General features: G+C 60.9%; 14 protein-coding genes. 5 read left to right on the forward strand and 9 right to left on the reverse strand.

The features are described 5' to 3' along the window. Positions 1-452 precede the first annotated feature (452 nt). The 4 genes from ACEN8R_RS04670 to ACEN8R_RS04685 all read right to left on the reverse strand — a co-directional run bounded on the left by ACEN8R_RS04670 (position 453) and on the right by ACEN8R_RS04685 (position 5,462). Complete coding sequence (locus ACEN8R_RS04670; RefSeq protein WP_018925266.1) at positions 453-2,123, reverse strand: bifunctional protein-serine/threonine kinase/phosphatase; 1,671 nt, start codon at positions 2,121-2,123, stop codon at positions 453-455. Between the two features lie 7 nt (positions 2,124-2,130). After that, positions 2,131-3,342: a nitrate/nitrite transporter gene (locus tag ACEN8R_RS04675; RefSeq protein ID WP_018925267.1), complete on the reverse strand. Its 1,212-nt coding sequence runs from the start codon at positions 3,340-3,342 to the stop codon at positions 2,131-2,133. A gap of 317 nt (positions 3,343-3,659) precedes the next feature. Then, a complete protein-coding gene (locus tag ACEN8R_RS04680; protein ID WP_018925269.1) occupies positions 3,660-4,235 on the reverse strand; it encodes an ANTAR domain-containing response regulator in 576 nt (191 codons plus the stop codon). 15 nt (positions 4,236-4,250) lie between these two features. Further along, positions 4,251-5,462: a CmpA/NrtA family ABC transporter substrate-binding protein gene (locus tag ACEN8R_RS04685; protein WP_018925270.1), complete on the reverse strand. Its 1,212-nt coding sequence runs from the start codon at positions 5,460-5,462 to the stop codon at positions 4,251-4,253. 226 nt (positions 5,463-5,688) lie between these two features. Between ACEN8R_RS04685 and ACEN8R_RS04690 the strand changes: the two genes are divergently transcribed. After that, entirely contained in the window at positions 5,689-6,708 is a 1,020-nt protein-coding gene (locus ACEN8R_RS04690; RefSeq protein ID WP_026286344.1) for a quinone-dependent dihydroorotate dehydrogenase, read from the forward strand. 312 nt (positions 6,709-7,020) lie between these two features. On the opposite strand, the gene rmf is transcribed toward ACEN8R_RS04690, so the two are convergent. Beyond that, positions 7,021-7,236, reverse strand: coding sequence for a ribosome modulation factor (rmf, locus tag ACEN8R_RS04695; RefSeq protein WP_003223300.1), 216 nt, complete (start codon positions 7,234-7,236; stop codon positions 7,021-7,023). A 530-nt stretch (positions 7,237-7,766) separates the two neighbouring features. Between rmf and rlmKL the strand changes: the two genes are divergently transcribed. Beyond that, entirely contained in the window at positions 7,767-10,037 is a 2,271-nt protein-coding gene (gene rlmKL, locus ACEN8R_RS04700; protein ID WP_018925272.1) for a bifunctional 23S rRNA (guanine(2069)-N(7))-methyltransferase RlmK/23S rRNA (guanine(2445)-N(2))-methyltransferase RlmL, read from the forward strand. Positions 10,038-10,180: 143 nt separating this feature from the next. After that, positions 10,181-12,571: a sensor domain-containing diguanylate cyclase gene (locus tag ACEN8R_RS04705; RefSeq protein ID WP_018925273.1), complete on the forward strand. Its 2,391-nt coding sequence runs from the start codon at positions 10,181-10,183 to the stop codon at positions 12,569-12,571. Positions 12,572-12,687: 116 nt separating this feature from the next. On the opposite strand, the gene dacB is transcribed toward ACEN8R_RS04705, so the two are convergent. Further along, complete coding sequence (dacB, locus tag ACEN8R_RS04710) at positions 12,688-14,148, reverse strand: D-alanyl-D-alanine carboxypeptidase/D-alanyl-D-alanine endopeptidase (protein WP_018925274.1); 1,461 nt, start codon at positions 14,146-14,148, stop codon at positions 12,688-12,690. Positions 14,149-14,382: 234 nt separating this feature from the next. On the opposite strand from dacB, the gene ACEN8R_RS04715 reads away from it, so the two are divergent. Beyond that, on the forward strand, positions 14,383-14,727 hold the full coding sequence (locus ACEN8R_RS04715; protein ID WP_018925275.1) for a YggL family protein: 345 nt from the start codon (positions 14,383-14,385) through the stop codon (positions 14,725-14,727). 38 nt (positions 14,728-14,765) lie between these two features. Here the strand turns inward: ACEN8R_RS04715 and ACEN8R_RS04720 are convergent, their stop codons facing one another. Further along, positions 14,766-15,956, reverse strand: a complete 1,191-nt coding sequence (locus ACEN8R_RS04720; RefSeq protein ID WP_018925276.1) for a benzoate/H(+) symporter BenE family transporter — start codon at positions 15,954-15,956, stop codon at positions 14,766-14,768. A gap of 409 nt (positions 15,957-16,365) precedes the next feature. Here ACEN8R_RS04720 and ACEN8R_RS04725 point away from each other — a divergent pair, with 409 nt between their 5' ends. After that, positions 16,366-17,130, forward strand: coding sequence for a GntR family transcriptional regulator (locus ACEN8R_RS04725; protein WP_007941070.1), 765 nt, complete (start codon positions 16,366-16,368; stop codon positions 17,128-17,130). Positions 17,131-17,220: 90 nt separating this feature from the next. Here the strand turns inward: ACEN8R_RS04725 and guaD are convergent, their stop codons facing one another. After that, a complete protein-coding gene (guaD, locus tag ACEN8R_RS04730) occupies positions 17,221-18,519 on the reverse strand; it encodes a guanine deaminase (protein ID WP_018925277.1) in 1,299 nt (432 codons plus the stop codon). A 61-nt stretch (positions 18,520-18,580) separates the two neighbouring features. Continuing rightward, positions 18,581-19,426, reverse strand: coding sequence for a xanthine dehydrogenase accessory protein XdhC (gene xdhC / locus ACEN8R_RS04735; protein WP_018925278.1), 846 nt, complete (start codon positions 19,424-19,426; stop codon positions 18,581-18,583). Positions 19,427-19,434 lie beyond the last annotated feature (8 nt).

A 19,434-nucleotide genomic window follows, 5' to 3' on the forward strand; every position in this document is an offset into this window, starting at 1 on the left:
AGGTTCTCCGGGGAGCTCGGGCCTGCCTCATCAGGGCATTCAGGCCTTGCTCGACAAAATTTTGCGCAAACAAAAAAAGGCGTCCCGCTAGCTAACTAGCGAGGACGCCTTTGTCCTTGTCCCGTTCTCTCGGGCAGCGCAGCCTTCTACGTTGAAGGCCGGGCTTTATGTCTGTTGGGAAAGGTAATGCAGTGGTTGTGCCAAGTTCTTCAGACGCCAGAATTTGCTGGGGTTGGTCGCGGTCTCGGTATTTGATTGGGATGTTTGTGCACCGAAACAATGCATGTTGCCCGCAATTGGCGCGGTCTCTGTAGCAGCTGGCGAAGCCTGCGTTCGGCCGCGAAGTAGTCGCGATTTCAGGCACTGCGGTGTGACAGGTACATCGTGCATGCAGGATTTACGACTGCTTCGCAGCCGAACGCAGGCTTCGCCAGCTGCTACAAGGATTGGTGTTAGCCATGAAACAACAAAAACAGCAGCACCAGATTCACCAGCAACGACACCAGTGCCAACGTCCGCCAGACCTTCAACGGTTCGCGCTCCAGCAACGGTCTGGGGCGCACGCTCAAACTGCGTCGTTCCCCTTGTTCCAACACCAGCAACCATTCTTCTGCCGTTTCAAAGCGCTGATCCGGGGCTACCGCCACCGCGCGCTCCAGACTCTGCGCGATCCATTCCGGCAGGTCGGGTCGGTAGCGACTGGCGCTGACCGGCACACCAAACCGTGGACGCTGGAATGCTTCGATTTCGCCGTAGGGATAATGCCCGGTGAGCAGGTAATACAAGGTCACGCCGACTGCATACAAATCCTGTTGTGGTGTCGGCGGGTCGCCGCGAAAGGCTTCCGGCGCGATATAGCTGGGCGTTCCGGGCAGGGCGAAGGCTTGATCTTCGGACAGCCCCGGACAGTAGGCGAGGCCGAAATCCAGCAGACGCAACTCGCCGTCGTCCCCCAGCAGCAGGTTTTCCGGTTTGATATCGCGATGCAGGATCTGCCGTCGATGCAGGATGCCGACAGCCCGCAACAAGCGTTCGGCCAAGTCCTGCCATTGCGCCAGGGGCAGCGATGTGACGCGTTCATGCAACTCAGCCAGGGTCGACCCGGAGTATTCACGCATCACGTAGTACAAATGCTGACGCTGACTGGCGGCATGGACTTCAGGGAAGTGTCGACCGGCTACACGCTTGAGAAACCATTCCTCCGACAACAATGCCTGCCCGGCCTGGTGATCGTCACGTAGAGCACCGGGCAAGGTTTTCAGCAACCAGCGCTGTTGTTGTGCATCGCGCACCCGGTAGAGCAGCGATTGCTGGCTCTGGCCGAGAATCCCTTCGACCTGCCAGCCTTCGAAGGTCTGGCCCGGTTTCAGTGCAGGCGGGAGTGGCCATTGCTGCAGATGAATCAGTGCATCGCCGATGCTGGTTTCGCCAAGGGCATCGACCCGCACCAGCAGGGCGCTGGCATTGTCCTGGCTGCCGGCCAGGTGCGCGGCGCTGACCAGGGTCTGCGCGGCACTGTTGAGGTCAGGCTGATCGCGCAGAATCGCCGCGATGGCGGTGTCGCCCAGCACGGCCCAGATGCCGTCGCTGAGCAGCACGAAACTCTCGTTCAGGCGCAATTCGCCATCCAGAAAATCCAGCACCAGATGTTGATCCAGCCCCAGGGCCCGCTTGAGCACATGCTGCATGCCCGGCTGGTCCCAGACGTGATCTTCGCTCACCCGTTGCAAGGTGTCGGCGTGCCAGCGGTACACCCGGCAATCGCCGACATGCGCCAGGGTGAAACGTCTGCCGCGCATCACCAGGGCACTGACCGTGGTCAGCAGCGGTTGCCCGCCGCCGTTGGCCTGCAACCAGCGGTTTTGCGCCAGTAGCAGGCGATCGAGTGCCTGGGCGACACCCCAGGTTTCCGGGGTGGCGTAGTAGTCCAGCGCCAGGGCCTGCAAGGTCGAACGGGCCGCGAGCCCGCCATCGGCGCATTGGCTGACGCCGTCGGCGATGGCGAACAGGTAACCCTTGCTCGCCGCCAGTGCCGGGGCCGGAGTAACCAGGCGCAGAGCGTCCTGGTTCTCTTCGCGAGGGCCGATGGCGCTGGCTTCGGCAAAACTCAGTTGCAGGCTCATTCAATCCTCACACCCGAGCAGCGGTGACGGCTGCCGAACCCCAAGTGGTTCTCCAGCGACGTTTCACCCCGTGCAGACCGAACCAGGCGAGTACGCCGAGGCTGGCGAACAACCACAACGCCATTTGATAGCTGCCGGTACTTTGCTTGATTGCGCCCATGCCGGCCGCCAGTGCGAAGCCACCGATGCCACCGGCCATGCCGATCAAACCGGTCATCACACCGATCTCCCGACGAAAACGCTGTGGGACCAACTGGAATACGGCACCGTTACCTGCACCTAAACCGAGCATAGTGCAGACGAAAAGGGCCAACGCTGCGTAGGAACTCGGCAGATTGAAACCCACGGTCGCAATGCAGATCGCTGCCACGGTGTACATCGCCAACAGGGTGCGAATCCCGCCGAAGCGATCCGCCAGCGCGCCGCCCAGCGGACGCATCAGGCTGCCACCGAACACGCAAGCAGCGGTGTAGTAACCGGCAGTGACCGGGCTCAGGCCGTACTGGTCATTGAAGTAGCCGGGCAGGGCGCTGGCCAGGCCGATGAAGCCGCCGAAGGTCACGCTGTAGAAAAACATGAACCACCAGCTGTCGCGGTCACCCAGGGCCTTGAGGTAGTCGGCCATGGACTTGGCTTTCGGCCGCTCAGGGGCGTTCTTGGCCAGCCAGGCGAAGACGATCAGGGTCAGGATCAACGGAATCAGGGCGAAGCCGAACACGTTGCTCCAGCCATACGCGGCGGCCAGCACCGGAGCGATCAGGGCGGCCAGCACGGTGCCCGAGTTACCGGCACCGGCGATGCCCATGGCTTTGCCTTGGTGCTGCGGCGGATACCATTGCGAGGCCAGCGGCAGGGCGACGGCGAAGGACGCACCGGCCATGCCGAGGAACAGGCCCAGCAACAGCGCCTGCTCGTAACTGTGGATGCCGACTTTCCAGGCAACGAGCAGGGCGCTGATGACGATTATCTGGCCGATGATCCCGGCGGTTTTTGGCGACAGGCGATCAGCCAGCAGGCCCATCGCAAAGCGCAGTACGGCACCGGCCAGAATCGGCGTGGCCACCACCAGCCCGCGCTGTTGGGTGGTCAGGTGCAGGTCAGCGGCGATCTGCACCGCCAGGGGGCCGAGCAGGTACCAGACCATGAAGCTCAGATCGAAATAGAGGAAGGCTGCGAACAGTGTCGGGGTATGGCCGGATTTCCAGAAGCTTGAATTCATCGCGCACCTCAGCTGTCAGGCGTATCAAGAAGGAGTCATGAGCTTGCAGGTGGGGCGCCGCAACGGCCGCACCACCAGCCCCGGTCTCTGGGGCCAAAACGGAAAAACGCCGCTACCTGATTCGCAAAAGGGGGCGAATGAGGTGAGCGACGTCTTTGTCGTAGGTGGGGCAACCGCCGTTGGTTACCTTGCAGGGATTACTTAGCGAGATCTGTGCCAACAAGGGAAACCGAGTCGCGGCCTTCGCGGGCAAGCCTTGCTCCTACAGGTATTGTGCTTGCACTTGTAGGAGCGAGGCTTGCCCGCGATAGCGTCCTTCAGCCAAGCAACTCACTCATGGCAATGATTTGCTCTGCCACCTGTATCAGCTTCTGCTGGCGGCTCATGGCCTGGCGGCGCATCAGGGTGTAGGCCTCTTCTTCGTTGCAGTCCTTCATCTTCATCAGCAGCCCCTTGGCCAGCTCGATGCGCTTGCGCTCGGCCAGTTGCTGGTCGCGGGCGTGCAGTTGCGCGCGCAGGGCCTGATCGCTTTCAAAGCGAGCCATGGCCACGTCGAGAATCGGCTGCAAGCGTTGTGCGTGAATGCCTTCGACGATGTAGGCACTGACGCCGGACTTGATCGCCTGGCGCATCACGCCGGGATCGTGCTCGTCGGTGAACATCACGATTGGCCGTGGTTGGTCGCGAGTAACCAGCACCACTTGTTCCATCACATCGCGGCTCGGTGACTCGGTATCGATCAGAATCACGTCCGGACGCACCGTTTCGACGCGCGCGGGCAGGTCAATGGTCAGGCCGGACTCGTCGATGACTTCGAACCCGGCTTCGGTCAGGGCCGCTTTCAGACGCCCGACTTTTTTCGCGGTGTCATTGATCAGCAGGATACGCAACATATTCGCAGGCTCCTGTCAGCGGCTGGCGAGAAGGGGAGCGCTGTCGCTCATGGCGTGCAGCGTAAAACTGCGGGCATAGCCGGCCGGGTCCGAACCGTCCCAGATCTTGCCGTCGATCAGTTGACTGCTGCGCATTTCCTGACCACGGGCGGGCACGCCGACAGCGGCGGCGGCCTCACTGTATAAGTCTAGTTGCTGGACTTGGCGGGCCACGCCGAGGTAATCCGGGTCGTCACGCAGCAAACCCCAGCGACGGAACTGGGTCATGAACCACATGCCGTCGGACAGATACGGCAGATTGACCTCGCCGTCACTGTGGAAACGCACCGCGTGCGGGTCTTGCCAGCGATTGCCCAGGCCGTCGGCGTAGTCACCGAGCAAGCGCGGTTCGATGCAATCGAGCGGGGCATCCAGGTATTGGGGAGCGCTCAACAGTTGCGCGGTGCTGCGGCGATTTTCGCGGCTGGCTTCGATGAAGCGGCTGGCCTCGAGGATCGCCATCACCAAGGCCCGGGCGGTATTGGGGTATTGCTCGATAAAGGCCCGGGTGCAGCCGAGGACTTTTTCCGGGTGATCGGGCCAAATCGTCTGGGTGGTGGCCATGGTGAACCCGAGATTCTGTTGCACCGCACTGGCAGCCCACGGTTCGCCGACGCAGAACCCGTCGATGCGCCCGGCTTGCAGGTGCGCGACCATTTGCGGCGGGGGCACCACCACGCTGTCGACATCCTGCAACGGATGAATGCCCTGGCTCGCCAGCCAGTAATACAGCCACATGGCATGGGTGCCTGTGGGAAATGTCTGGGCGAAGGTTAGTTTTGGGCGACTTTGGTGCACGTGATGGTCCAGTGCTTCAGGACTGGTCACGCCCAGGGCCTGCAAGCCGTGGGAGAGGTTGATGCTCTGGCCATTCTGGTTCAGGCCCATGAGCACAGCCATATCGGTGGAGGCTACGCCGCCGATGCCCAGATGCACGGCGTAAATCAGGCCGTACAGGCTGTGGGCGGCGTCGAGTTCGCCGCTGACCAGTTTGTCCCGCAGGTTGGCCCAGGACGACTGGCGCTTGAGGTTCAGGGTCAGACCGTAAGGCTGGGCGAAGCCCTGGGTGGCGGCGACCACCACTGAGGCGCAGTCGCTCAGAGCCATGAAGCCAAGGTTGATTTCGGTTTTTTCCGGGGCATCGCTGCCGTTGACCCAGGCCAGTGGGCCGGCTGATGGTTCATTCATCGATTTGCACCTTCCAAAAAAAACGTCGTCCCATGGCCTCTGCGCGAGCAGAGCCGGTGACGACGCCATTGTCCTTCCACTCATTCCGTCGTTGGCATGAGTGCTGATGATCATGTTGGTGCAAGGCATATGCCATCGCTGGCTGATTTTGTCGTGCGCCTCGCCTGTGGACTCGATGCGCGGCTATAATCGCCGCCTCTCATCGCCACCCGAGTCAAGCCTGCCCATGTACACCCTGGCCCGTCAGCTGCTGTTCAAACTTTCCCCGGAAACCTCCCACGATCTGTCCCTGGACCTGATCGGCGCGGGCGGGCGTTTGGGCCTCAACGGCTTACTGTGCAAGGCACCGGCGAAAATGCCGGTGACGGTCATGGGCCTGGAATTCCCGAACCCGGTGGGTCTGGCGGCCGGTCTGGACAAGAACGGCGCGGCGATCGACGGGTTTGCCCAACTGGGTTTCGGTTTCGTCGAAATCGGTACCATTACCCCGCGTCCGCAACCGGGTAATCCGAAACCACGGATTTTCCGCTTGCCGCAAGCCGAGGCGATCATCAACCGCATGGGTTTCAACAACCTCGGCGTCGATCACTTGCTCGCTCGCGTGGCGGCGGCCAAGTACAAGGGCGTGCTGGGCATCAATATCGGCAAGAACTTTGATACGCCGGTTGAACGTGCGGTTGACGACTACCTGATCTGCCTGGACAAGGTCTATGCACACGCCAGCTACGTGACGGTCAATGTCAGTTCGCCGAACACACCGGGCCTGCGCAGCCTGCAATTCGGCGATTCGCTCAAGCAATTGCTTGCCGACCTGGCCACGCGCCGGGCGGAATTGGCCCTGCGCCACGGCAAACATGTGCCTTTGGCGATCAAGATCGCACCGGACATGAGCGATGAAGAAACCGCTCAAGTCGCCCAGGCGTTGATCGAAACCGGGATGGATGCGGTGATCGCCACCAACACCACCCTGAGCCGCGTCGGCGTCGAAGGCCTGGAGCACGGTGACGAGGCGGGCGGGTTGTCCGGCGCACCGGTTCGCGACAAGAGCACCCACACCGTGAAGGTGCTGGCGGCGGAACTGGCCGGTCGCTTGCCGATCATCGCGGTGGGCGGCATCACTGAAGGCAAGCACGCGGCTGAGAAAATCGCCGCGGGTGCGAGCCTGGTGCAGATCTATTCGGGCTTTATCTATAAAGGCCCTGCACTGATTCGTGAATCGGTAGATGCCATCGCCGCGTTGCGCTGAAGCCTGATTTGGGCCCTGATGGTGGGGGCTTTTGTGGCGAGGGAGCTTGCTCCCGCTCGGCTGCGAAGCAGTCGTAAATCCTGCAACCGCGTTTTACCTGACACTCCGGGTTGATTGGTTTTGGGGCCGCATCGCAGCCCAGCGGGAGCAAGCTCCCTCGCCACAGAAACGACCTCACCACCGTAGTTTCTTTGCAGGCATAAAAAAGGGCTCCCCGAAGGAGCCCCTGGGCCGAAGCCCGCCGTCCGGATAGGACGTGCGTGGTTAAGTCGTAGCGTAATCAGATTGTCGTGTCGGAGTGTGTGCCCTGTATTAGCCGACGGCGTGAAGTTCGTTGAGTCTGTGGATTCCCGCAGTGCCGGTCATACCGTCCCAATTGTCGCCGCGTCCTTCTCGCCAGCCATTGATCCAGGCTTGGCGTACCGACGGTAGAGTAAAAGGGCAAAGCTCACGGGATTTACCACCAACGCCATATTGATATCCGCGCAAAAATGCTCTTTCCAACGGATCACGCTTAAGTCTTCTCATAGGGTGTTTCCCTCACTTGTTGACTGTATGTATCGCGTCGACCTCAATCGAGGTCAGGCAGAAAAATTCTGCCGTTGGTGGCTCGCTGCCGGCGTCGCGAGCCAAGGTGTTGACGCCGTTGCGACGTCAACCTGAGTGGAGTTCTAACCAATGCGTCACATCGAGGGAATGACCGTTTTGTCATAAGAACGTAACCATAAAGATGGTATGGCCATAAGTAACACGATATTTGTGCCGTGTTGATTGGCCAAAGCCCGGTATGATCGGCCCTTCGCTGGGATGCTGGGGGTTGCGCCTTAACGAGAATGACACCCGTTGCTCTTGGGTATTATTCGACGAAGGGTCGACTTATGACATTTTGTTTCATCAACTTTTTTATCTGCCCTGGCATCTAAGCTCTTTTAACCCGAGCAGTCAGGGTGGGACGGCACACCTTCGTGCCACGCGGGCGTCTGTTAGAAAAACGCCTGATTGAAAACCGGATCGGCAACGCGTTGCCGGTTCACTTAGCTAAAGGCTCTGGAATTACCATGTCCGATCGTTTCGAACTCTTCCTCACTTGCCCCAAAGGCCTTGAAGGTCTGCTCATCGAGGAAGCCGTCGGGCTTGGCCTTGAGGAAGCACGCGAGCACACCTCGGCTGTGCGCGGCATGGCCACCATGGAAACCGCTTATCGCCTGTGCCTGTGGTCGCGTCTGGCGAACCGGGTGCTGTTGGTGCTCAAGCGCTTCCCGATGAAGGACGCCGAAGATCTCTATCACGGCGTGCTGGATATCGATTGGCAAGACCACATGCTCAACGACGGCACCCTGGCCGTCGAATTCAGCGGTCACGGCTCTGGCATCGACAACACGCACTTTGGCGCCTTGAAGGTCAAGGATGCCATCGTCGACAAACTGCGCACCCCGCAAGGCGATCGCCCGTCCATCGACAAGCTCAACCCGGACCTGCGCGTTCACCTGCGTCTGGACCGTGGCGAAGCCATCCTGTCCCTCGACCTGTCCGGGCACAGCCTGCACCAGCGCGGTTATCGCTTGCAGCAAGGCGCGGCGCCGCTGAAGGAAAACCTCGCGGCAGCGATTCTGATCCGTTCCGGCTGGCCGCGCATTGCCGCCGATGGTGGCGCGCTGGCTGACCCGATGTGCGGTGTCGGCACGTTCCTGGTGGAAGCCGCCATGATCGCCGCCGATATGGCGCCGAACCTGCGCCGTGAGCAGTGGGGCTTCACCGCCTGGCTCGGTCACGTGCCGGCGCTGTGGAAAAAACTCCACGAAGAAGCCACTGAACGCGCTGCGGCTGGCCTGGCCAAGCCACCGCTGTGGATTCGCGGTTACGAAGCCGACCCACGCCTGATTCAACCGGGCCGCAACAACGTCGAACGTGCCGGCCTGAGCGAGTGGATCAAGATTTACCAGGGCGAAGTGGCAACGTTCGAGCCGCGTCCGGACCAGAACCAGAAAGGCCTGGTGATCTGCAACCCTCCGTACGGCGAGCGTCTGGGCGATGAGGCGAGCCTGCTCTACCTCTACCAGAACCTCGGCGAGCGTCTGCGTCAGGCGTGCTTGAACTGGGAGGCGGCGGTGTTCACTGGCGCTCCGGACCTGGGCAAGCGCATGGGCATCCGCAGCCACAAACAGTATTCGTTCTGGAACGGCGCGTTGCCGTGCAAATTGCTGCTGATCAAGGTCACGCCAGACCAGTTCGTCACCGGCGAGCGTCGCACCCCGGAACAGCGTCAGGCCGAGCGTGAACAGGCGGCCTACGATGAAGCACCGAGTGAGCCGCAAGAGCGCAAGTACAACAAGAACGGCAATCCGATCAAACCGGCTCCGGCACCCGCCCCGGTGATTGAGCAACCGCGCTTGAGCGAAGGTGGGCAGATGTTTGCCAACCGTCTGCAAAAGAACGTCAAGGCGCTGGGCAAGTGGGTCAAGCGTGAAGGCATCGACTGCTACCGCGTCTACGATGCCGACATGCCGGAATATTCCATGGCCATCGACCTGTATCACGACTGGGTCCACGTTCAGGAATACGCCGCGCCGAAATCCATCGATCCGGAAAAAGCCTCGGCGCGGATGTTCGATGCCCTGGCGGCAATCCCGCAGGCGTTGAACATCGACAAGAGCCGCGTGGTGGTCAAGCGTCGCGAACGTCAGAGCGGCACCAAGCAGTACGAACGCCAGAGCGCCCAGGGCAAGTTCAACGAGGTCAACGAAGGCGGCGTGAAGCTGCTGGTGAACCTCACCGACTACCTCGACACCGGGTTGTTCCTCGACCACCGGCCGATGCGCATGCGGATTCAGAAAGAGGCGGCCGGCAAACGCTTCCTCAACCTGTATTGCTACACCGCGACCGCCAGCGTGCATGCGGCCAAGGGCGGTGCGCGCAGCACCACCAGCGTCGACCTGTCGAAAACTTACCTGGACTGGGCGCGGCGCAATCTGTCGCTGAACGGTTTCTCCGACAAGAATCGTCTGGAGCAGGGCGACGTGATGGCCTGGCTCGACGCCTGCCGTGACGAATACGACCTGATCTTCATCGACCCGCCGACCTTCTCCAACTCCAAGCGCATGGAAGGGATCTTCGACGTGCAGCGTGACCAGGTGCAGTTGATCGACCTGGCCATGGCGCGACTGGCACCGGGTGGGGTGTTGTACTTCTCCAACAACTTCCGCAAGTTCCAGCTCGAGGAAAACCTCACCGAGCGTTATGCCGTTGAAGAAATCACGGCCCAGACCATCGATCCGGATTTCGCCCGTAATGGCAAGATCCACCGTGCCTGGAAGATCACTGCTCGCTGACACTTGAGCCTGATTGGATCCACAGAGCCTTGATTTTTAAAGGCTCTTTGGTTCTTTCAGTGCTGGTCAAATTAGTGGCTAATAGCTATAACTCAACTCATGGCCAATGGGCTTTCCGGCACCTGGCGTTATGAGTTGCGTTTATGTCGTTACACGCCGTGCGCCCCAAGATCCTGGGTTTTATCAGCGAAGATGTCTCGGCCTGGCTGGTCGCGCTGCTGGTATTGCTCGTCGGCGGGATTCTTACGGGGTTGCTGGCCTGGGCCACGCTCAATCAGTTTCATCAGCAAATGCGGCAACGTTTCCAACTGCTCGCCAGTGAACGCTACAGCCGTATCGTAGAACGTTTCGAGGATCAGGAGCAGCGCCTTGATGGCCTGCGCCGGTTCTTCGCCAATTCCGAGTCGGTGTCCCGCGAGGAATTCGACGGTTACGCCAAACCTCTTTTGCGGCGCACTCAAGCCTATTCCTGGGCACCACGGGTTTCCCGCGCCGAACGCCCCTTGCTTGAACGCTTCGTGCATGACGAAGGCTTGAGCAATTTCACCTTTCGCGAACTCACCGCCGACGGCCAGTTGCAACCGGCCGCGGAACGGGACGAGTACGTGCCGGTGCTCTATACCCAAACCCAGAGCCGACTGCCCACGCCGCTGGGTTACGACCTGCTGGCCCAGCCCCTGCGCCGTTCGACCCTGGAGCGTGCCGATCGAACTGGCGGCATGGTTGTCTCGCAACCATTGCATCTGGTAGGCATTGAGCCTGCCTATTCACGGGGTGTGTTGCTGGTGGCACCGGTCAGCCGTCAGCAGCTGCCGGGCACCACGCCCGCCGGGTATGTGATGGCGGTGATCAGCATGCGCCAGCTGCTGGCGGACGGGCTGCCGGAAGAGAATCATGATTCTCTGTCGGTGCGCATTCTCGACTTGTCCACCGATGACCAACACGAAGTGCTGTACGAGTCGACCAACCCGGCGGGGGCCAGTGACTTATCCTCCACGCGCTTGCTGCGCCTGGCCGACCACGATTATCAAGTGGATATGCGCCCCAGTGCTGCGTTCCTGCAAGCCAACCATTCTTCAGTGACCAGCCAGGTGGTGCTGGGTGGTTTACTCAGCTTGTTGCTCAGTGTGTTTCTCTATGTGTTGGTCAGCCAGCGGCAACGGGCGCTGAAAATGGTCGAGCAACGGACCGAGGAACTGCACGCCCGTGAGCAAGAGCTGCGCGGCACGCATGGCCAATTGCGCGGCGTGCTGGATGCTGCGACTCAGGTGGCGATCATCGCCACCGACCTGCGGGGGATCGTCAGCACTTTCAATGCCGGTGCCGAGCACATGCTCGGTTACTCCAGTGCGCAGGCCGTGGGCCACATGACCCTGGAAAACCTGCACCTGCCCCGGGAGCTCGAGGCGCGGTCGGCGGAGTTGAGCGCGCGCTATGGCAAGCCGATTCCGACCTGTCAGGCCATGTTGGTCGAAGGCGGGGAAGAGGGCGGTCATGAAGCCCGGGAGTGGACGCTGGTGCGCCGCGACGGTAGCCATTTGACGGTGAACATGCTGGCGACCCCAGTTCTCGACGAACAAGGGCTGTGGGTTGGGCACCTGGCGATCTGTATCGACGTCACCGAGCGCAAGCGTGTCCACGAGGCTCTGGCGGCGCGGGACCTGTTGTTGAAGAAGCTCAGTGCCCATGTGCCCGGCGGGATTTACCAGTTCAAGATGGAGTTCGATGGGCGCTTCAGCATTATCTACGCCAGCGACGGGATGCGCGAGATCTACGAACTCGAATTGGAGGTGCTGCTGAGCAATGCCGAAGCGGTGTTCTCGCGGATTCATCCTCAGGACTCGCGCCGGGTCCGCGCGTCGATCCAGGTGTCGGCGGACAACCTCAGCCCCTGGCGCGAAGAGTATCGCGTGCAATTGCCCGAGCGTGGCCTGCGCTGGGTCCGCGGCGAAGCAACGCCGGAGGAACTGCCCGGTGGCGGTGTGCTGTGGCATGGCTACATTTCGGACATTTCCGACCTCAAGCGGGTGGAAGAGGAATTGCGCGCGCTGTCGGTGACCGACTCCTTGACCGGGATCCACAACCGCCGCTACTTCCAGGAGCGCCTGACCACCGAAATGGCCCGGGTCGAGCGCGGTGGTGGCGAGTTGTCGGTGATCATGCTCGACATCGACCACTTCAAACGCATCAATGACCAGCACGGCCATGCCGTGGGCGATCGGGTATTGCAGGCGGTGTGTGAGCGTATTGGCCGTCGCCTGCGGCGCACCGATGTGTTCTGTCGCCTGGGGGGCGAAGAGTTCATGGTGCTCTGTCCGGACATCGACGGCGAGCAGGCTCATGTGCTGGCCTTGGAACTGTGGCAAGGGTTGCGCAGTTCGCCGATCGACGAGGTGGGGATCGTTACCGCGAGTTTCGGGATTGCCAGCTGGCGGGCCGGGGAAGGCGCGGATGCGTTGCTGTTGCGGGCGGATTCGGGGGTTTACGCGGCGAAGCAGGCGGGAAGGGATAGGGTTGAGGGGCAGATGAGCTAGGTCAGGCGGGATGTTTGTGTGGACAGAAAAAGATCGCAGCCTTCGGCAGCTCCTACATGGGAATGTGTACACCCTGTAGGAGCTGCCGAAGGCTGCGATCTTTTGACTCTAAAGGCTTACAACACCGATGCCGTGGTCGGCAGCTTCGGCTGGCGATACAAGTCCAGCAGCACCTGATCCAGCACCGAAGACGCGCCAAACGGAGCCTTGTCGTTAAGGATCGCCACCACTGCCCAGGTATTGCCATTGACATCGCGGCTGAAGCCGGAGATGGCACGCACAGTGTTCAGGGTGCCGGTCTTGACGTGGGCTTCACCGGTCATGGCCGTGCGCTTCAGGCGTTTGCGCATGGTGCCGTCGGTGCCGGCAATCGGCATCGAACTGATGAACTCGGCGGCGTACGGGCTGCGCCAGGCGGCTTGCAGCATCGCGGCCATTTCACGCGCGCTTACCCGTTCGGCGCGGGACAGGCCGGAGCCGTTCTCCATCACCAGGTGCGGTGCGGTGATGCCTTTCTGCGCCAGCCACTGACGTACCACGCGCTGGGCCGCTTTGGCGTCATCACTGTCGGCGTCGGTGCGGAACTTCTGGCCCAGGCTCAGGAACAACTGCTGAGCCATAGTGTTGTTACTGTATTTGTTGATGTCGCGAATGATTTCCGCCAGGTCTGGCGAGTAGGCCCGGGCCAGCACCTTGGCGCTGCTCGGCGTCGGTGCCAGACGATCCTGGCCCTGGATACTGCCGCCCAGTTCCTTCCAGATCGCGCGCACGGCGCCGGCGGTGTAGGTCGCGTGGTCGAGTAGCGACAAGTAGGTCTGGGAGCTGCAACCTTCGCCCAACTGGCCGCCGACGGTCACGGTGACGCTGCCATCAGCCTGGGTCACCGGGTTGTAGCGCACGCCCCCGGTGCATTGCTTGGAGTTGAGCGCCTTGACCTGATTGTCGATGCGGATGCTGGCAATCGGCGGCTCGACCGACACCAGGACCTTGCCCGAGTCGTTGCGGGCCACGAAGCGCAGGGCCTTGAGGTTGACCAGCAGTGCGTCGGGCTTGACCAGGAACGGTTTGTTCTCGTCATTGCCGTCGTCGTTGAACTCGGGCAGTTGCGGCTGGACGAAGAAGCCGCGGTCCAGCACCAGGTCGCCGGTGACCTGGGTCACGCCATTGGCGCGCAAGTCGCGCATCAGCAGCCAGAGTTTTTCCATGTTCAGCTTCGGATCGCCGCCACCCTTGAGGTAGAGGTTACCGTTGAGGATGCCACCGCTGAGGGTGCCGTCGGTGTAGAACTCGGTTTTCCACTGATGGTTCGGGCCAAGCATTTCCAGCGCCGCATAGGTGGTGACCAGTTTCATGGTCGAGGCCGGGTTGACCGAAACGTCAGCGTTATAGACGGTTGGGGTGCCCGGGCCATTAAGCGGGATCATCACCAGCGACAAGGCACTGTCCGGCAATTTGCTGGCCTTGAGGGCCTTTTCAACGTTGGGCGACAGGGCGGTGTTGATCGGTGCGGCGGAAACGGGGAGGGCCAGGGGCAGAAGAAGGCTGGCCAGCAGCAATGGACGCAAAGATTTGATCATCTGAAATAAAACCCTACAGCCGAGGGGAAAAAAGACGAGGGCATGGTGATAAATTCCCTCAGCGGTCATGAAAGTGTCGGCATTATGCCCCAAGGTGCAAGGGCTTGTGCCGCACCTTGGTCGACTAATCCGCTATTTTTTTACCGACGGTAGACGTCGCGCCGTTCTGAGGCGGGTAATCGGCGCCTTAAACTGCTAAAGTGCCGCCCGTTATTACTTATGAGGATTGTTCCAATGGCGACTAACCGTTCCCAGCGTCTGCGCAAAAAACTGTGCGTCGATGAATTTCAAGAGCTGGGTTTCGAACTGAACCTGGATTTCAAAGAAGATTTGGCTGATGAAGCCATTGATGCTTTCCTCGACGCGTTCCTGAAAGAAGCCATGGAAGCCAACGGTCTGGGTTATGTGGGCGGCGATGACTTCGGTCTGGTTTGCCTGCAGAAGCGTGGCTCGGTGACCGAAGCACAGCGTGCCGCTGTTGAAGCCTGGCTCAAGGGCCGTAGTGAATTGACCAGCGCTGAAGTCAGCCCGCTGATCGACGTCTGGTACCCGGAAAAGCCGATCAATCCGGTAGCCTGATGTTCAAAAAAACGGCGACCCAAGGGTCGCCGTTTTTTTCAGGCCTTGCGCCAATTCAGAATCACCAGCGTCAACACCCCCGCGACAATCCCCCAGAACGCCGAACCGATGGAAAACAGCGTCAGCCCCGATGCCGTCACCATAAAGGTAATCAGCGCCGCTTCCCGTTCCTGCACTTGCGCCATGGCAATGCTCAGCCCGTTGATGATTGAGCCGAACAGCGCCAGCGCGGCAATCGACAGCACCAGTTCTTTAGGCAACGCGGCAAACAACGCCGCCAGTGTCGCGCCGAACACTCCGGCAATTCCGTAGAAAATCCCGCACCAGACCGCTGCCGTGTAGCGCTTGTTGCGATCCTCATGGGCGTGCGGCCCGGTGCAGATCGCTGCGCTGATGGCGGCCAGGTTGATGCCGTGGGAGCCGAACGGTGCCAACAGCAGCGAGGCAATCCCAGTGGTGGTGATCAGCGGCGAGGCCGGGACGTTGTAGCCGTCGGCGCGCAAAACGGCGATGCCCGGCATGTTCTGCGAGGTCATCGCCACCACGAACAGCGGGATGCCGATGCTGATGGTCGCGGCCAGGGAGAAATGCGGCGTGGTCCAGACCGGCGTCGCGACTTCCAGGTGAAAGCCACTGAAATCCAGCAACCCCATGAAACCAGCCAGCGCGGTGCCGATCAACAGTGCCGCAAGCACGGCGTAGCGTGGCGACAGGCGCTTGACCAGCAGATACGTGAAGAACATCCCCAGGACCAGCGCGGTGCGGTGCTGGGCGGCGACGAAAATCTCGCTGCCGATCTTGAACAGAATCCCCGCCAGCAACGCTGCCGCCAACGAGGCCGGAATCTTTTTCACCAGCCGTTCGAAACTGCCCGTCAGGCCGCACACGGTCACCAACACTGCGCAAGTAATGTAGGCGCCGATGGCCTCGCCATAGGAAACACCGCCCAGGCTGGTGATCAGCAACGCCGCGCCGGGGGTCGACCAGGCAATGGTAATCGGGGTGCGATAGCGCAAGGACAGGCCGATCGAGCACACCGCCATGCCGATGGAGATCGCCCAGATCCACGACGAAATCTGCCCGCTGCTCAGGCCCGCCGCTTGCCCGGCCTGGAACATCAGCACCAGCGAACTGGTGTAACCGGTCATCATGGCGATGAACCCGGCGACGATGGCCGAGGGCGACGTGTCGGTCAGGGGACGAAGCTGCGTGTGCGTGGCGTCGGTCATGACAGCGGTGTTCCTTGTTTTATAGAAATAATCAACTCCGGGGAGCTTTTGTGGCGAGGGAGCTTGCTCCCGCTGGGCTGCGAAGCGGCCCCCCAAACAATCCAATGCGCTCAGATAGATGAAGCGCGTTAGCAGCATCAACGACGGCTTCGCCGCCGAGCGGGAGCAAGCTCCCTCGCCACAATGGTCTCTTCACTTCAGTTCCCGCCCACAGGTTTGTGCGTTCAAGCCTAAACTGAAACGTAACCGGTCGTTGCAATACAGCAAAGGCGACAAACAGCCGTACAGTCGTGTTGCCACCCGCCATTGTGTACAATTGCAGTGTTTTTTACGCGATACTTGCCAGTGACCCACTGTGCCGTATTACAGTCACGGTCAATTCGCCGCAGTTCTCCCGACTCGAGTGCCCATGAACGAACAGTTGCAACCCCTCAAGAAACAACCGCGAGCAGGCAAAGCCGGCCGCAGCGGTACCCAGGACGATATTGTCTACGCGCATATCTTCGAGGCCATCCTCGAACAGCGTCTGGCTCCCGGCACCAAGTTGAGCGAAGAAGCGCTGGGGGAAATTTTCGGGGTCAGTCGCACCATCATTCGCCGCGCGCTGTCGCGTCTGGCCCATGAAGGCGTGGTGTTGCTGCGTCCGAATCGCGGCGCTGTCGTCGCCAGCCCGAGTGTTGAAGAGGCCCGTCAGGTGTTCATGGCGCGGCGTCTGGTGGAGCGGGCGATCACTGAATTGGCGGTGCAGCACGCCACTGCCGAGCAGATTGCCGACTTGCGGCAGATGGTCAACGACGAGCGCGACAGCTTCTCCCGTGGCGATCGCGGTGCCGGTATTCGTCTGTCGGGCGAGTTTCACTTGAAACTGGCCGAGGCGGCGAAGAACGCGCCGCTGATCAGCTTCCAGCGCAGCCTGGTGTCCCAGACATCGCTGATCATCGCCCAGTATGAGAGCGGCAACCGTTCCCACTGTTCCTACGATGAACACACCCAGCTGATCGACGCCATCGAAGCGCGGGACGCGACGCTGGCGGTGGATTTGATGATGCATCACATGGACCACATCGACAGCAAACTCAACCTCGACGAAGAAAGCGCGTCGGATGATTTGCATGCGGTGTTCTCGCATCTGTTGCAGACCAAGAAGCCAGGGCGCTCGACTGCCAAGCTATAAATCGGGCCGAGTCGCGATAGCGGTCTGACAGGCGACAAAAAAATCCCCCGCAATCAATGAATGCGGGGGATTTTTTATGCCCGAAAAACCTTAACGCTGATGCACCAGATTCCCCGCCGCGTACGTCTGCAGCACAGTCCGATCATCCCCCAGCGTCATCAACACAAACAACGTCTCGGCTATGTTATTGGCCTGCTTCAGGCGATAGCTCAGCAGCGGCGTCGCGTTGTAGTCCAGCACCAGGAAGTCCGCGTCGGAGCCCGGTTGCAGGGTGCCGATCTTGTCTTCCAGGCGCAGCGCGCGGGCACCGCCGAGGGTGGCGAGGTAAAGCGACTTGAACGGGCTCAGCCGTGCGCCTTGCAGCTGCATGACCTTGTACGCTTCGTTCAGGGTTTGCAGCAGCGAGAAACTGGTGCCGCCGCCGACGTCCGTGCCCAGTCCGACATTCAGTTTGTGCTTCTCGGCCATCGGCAGGTTGAACAAGCCGCTGCCGAGGAAGAAGTTCGAGGTCGGGCAGAACGCAATCGCCGATCCGGTCTGCGCCAGGCGCGCGCATTCGTCGTCGCACAGGTGCACGCCGTGGGCGAACACCGAGCGCTCGCCGAGCAGTTGGTAGTGATCGTAGACGTCCAGGTAGCCCTTGCGCTCCGGGAACAGTTCCTTGACCCACTCGACTTCCTTGAGGTTTTCGCTGATGTGGGTCTGCATGTACAGATCCGGGTATTCAGTGAGCAACTGCCCCGCCAGTGCAAGCTGTTCCGGGGTGCTGGTCGGGGCGAAGCGCGGCGTGACCGCGTAATGCAGGCGGCCCTTGCCGTGCCAGCGTTCGATCAGCGCCTTGCTTTCGACGTAGCTCGATTCGGCAGTGTCGGTCAGGTAGTCAGGCGCGTTGCGATCCATCATCACCTTGCCGGCGATCATCCGCAGATCCAGTTGCTCGGCAGCCTCGAAAAACGAGTTCACCGATTGCGGATGCACGCTGCCGAAGACCAGGGCGGTGGTGGTGCCGTTGCGCAGCAGTTCCTTGATGAAAATATCTGCGACTTCATCGGCGTGAACCTTGTCGGCAAACTGGCTTTCGCACGGAAAGGTGTAGGTGTTGAGCCAGTCCAGCAGTTGCTCGCCGTAGGCGCCGACCATGCCGGTTTGCGGCAGGTGAATATGGGTGTCGATGAAGCCGGGAGTGATCAGTGCGTCCTGATAATGGGTGATCTCGATGTCGGCCGGCAGCGTTGGCAGCAATTCGCTGGCGTGGCCGATGGCGTTGATCTGGCCGTTCTCGACCACCAGCAGGCCGTCTTCGAAATACTCATACGAGGCTTCGATACCCACTTCGGCAGGGTCGGCGATGCTGTGCAAAATGGCGGCGCGGTAGGCTTTGCGAGTCATTGGCTTGGGTTCTCAATTAGTTCGAAGCTTTGCAATTCGAGGCTTTTCAGTTCGAAGCTCTTCAGTTAAAAGCTTGGCTGCGGCGTGAAGCAGGCAGCAGTTTGGCGATCGATGATCCGGTGCTGGCGGTGTGCTGGCCGAAATTCGCGTTATAGGTGGCGATGATTTCGCCGGCGATGGAGATGGCGATTTCCACAGGCAACTTGCCTTTGACTTCGCCCAGCCCCATCGGGCAGCGCATGCGTTGCAGCACGGCACTGTCGAAACCACGATCACGCAGGCGGTGTTCGAACTTCACCCGTTTGGTTTTCGAACCGATCAGGCCGAAGTAGGCGAAGTCGTTGCGCTTGAGGATCGCGGCGGTGAGTTCGAGGTCGAGCTGGTGGTTGTGGGTCATGACAATGCAGTAGCTGCCAGCGGGCAGGTCATCGACTTCATCCAGCGGTTCTTCGGTGACGATTTTGCGCACACCGTGGGGGATCTGTTCGGGGAATTCGGCTTCCCGCGAATCGATCCAGCGCACCCGGCAGGGCAGGTTGGCGAGCAGCGGCACCAGCGCCCGACCGACGTGTCCGGCGCCGAATACAGCAATCTGCGCTTGCACCTGGCCCATCGGTTCGAACAGCAGCACGGTCACGCCGCCGCAGCACTGGCCCAGGCTGGCACCGAGGCTGAAGCGCTCCAGATGGGTGTCCTGCCGGCCGCTGGCAAGCATCTCGCGGCCGATCTGCATGGCCTTGTATTCCAGATGCCCGCCACCAATGGTGTCGAACGTTTGCGTGGCGCTGATGACCATCTTCGAGCCGGCATTGCGCGGCGTCGAGCCGAGCTCTTCGATGATGGTCACCAACACACAGGGTTCACCCCGGTTTTGCAGGTCGGCGAGGGCGTCGATCCAGTTATACATGTTCACCT

It is taken from the genome of Pseudomonas sp. Pseusp15, assembly GCF_059492165.1.

Bases quoted from the DNA above. Each gene is read 5' to 3' on its own strand.
- ACEN8R_RS04670 (WP_018925266.1), bottom strand. From the start codon at position 2,123: ATGAGCCTGCAACTGAGTTTTGCCGAAGCCAGCGCCATCGGCCCTCGC.
- ACEN8R_RS04675 (WP_018925267.1), bottom strand. From the start codon at position 3,342: ATGAATTCAAGCTTCTGGAAATCCGGCCATACCCCGACACTGTTCGCA.
- ACEN8R_RS04680 (WP_018925269.1), bottom strand. From the start codon at position 4,235: ATGTTGCGTATCCTGCTGATCAATGACACCGCGAAAAAAGTCGGGCGT.
- ACEN8R_RS04685 (WP_018925270.1), bottom strand. From the start codon at position 5,462: ATGAATGAACCATCAGCCGGCCCACTGGCCTGGGTCAACGGCAGCGAT.
- ACEN8R_RS04690 (WP_026286344.1), top strand. From the start codon at position 5,689: ATGTACACCCTGGCCCGTCAGCTGCTGTTCAAACTTTCCCCGGAAACC.
- rmf (WP_003223300.1), bottom strand. From the start codon at position 7,236: ATGAGAAGACTTAAGCGTGATCCGTTGGAAAGAGCATTTTTGCGCGGA.
- rlmKL (WP_018925272.1), top strand. From the start codon at position 7,767: ATGTCCGATCGTTTCGAACTCTTCCTCACTTGCCCCAAAGGCCTTGAA.
- ACEN8R_RS04705 (WP_018925273.1), top strand. From the start codon at position 10,181: ATGTCGTTACACGCCGTGCGCCCCAAGATCCTGGGTTTTATCAGCGAA.
- dacB (WP_018925274.1), bottom strand. From the start codon at position 14,148: ATGATCAAATCTTTGCGTCCATTGCTGCTGGCCAGCCTTCTTCTGCCC.
- ACEN8R_RS04715 (WP_018925275.1), top strand. From the start codon at position 14,383: ATGGCGACTAACCGTTCCCAGCGTCTGCGCAAAAAACTGTGCGTCGAT.
- ACEN8R_RS04720 (WP_018925276.1), bottom strand. From the start codon at position 15,956: ATGACCGACGCCACGCACACGCAGCTTCGTCCCCTGACCGACACGTCG.
- ACEN8R_RS04725 (WP_007941070.1), top strand. From the start codon at position 16,366: ATGAACGAACAGTTGCAACCCCTCAAGAAACAACCGCGAGCAGGCAAA.
- guaD (WP_018925277.1), bottom strand. From the start codon at position 18,519: ATGACTCGCAAAGCCTACCGCGCCGCCATTTTGCACAGCATCGCCGAC.
- xdhC (WP_018925278.1), bottom strand. From the start codon at position 19,426: ATGTATAACTGGATCGACGCCCTCGCCGACCTGCAAAACCGGGGTGAA.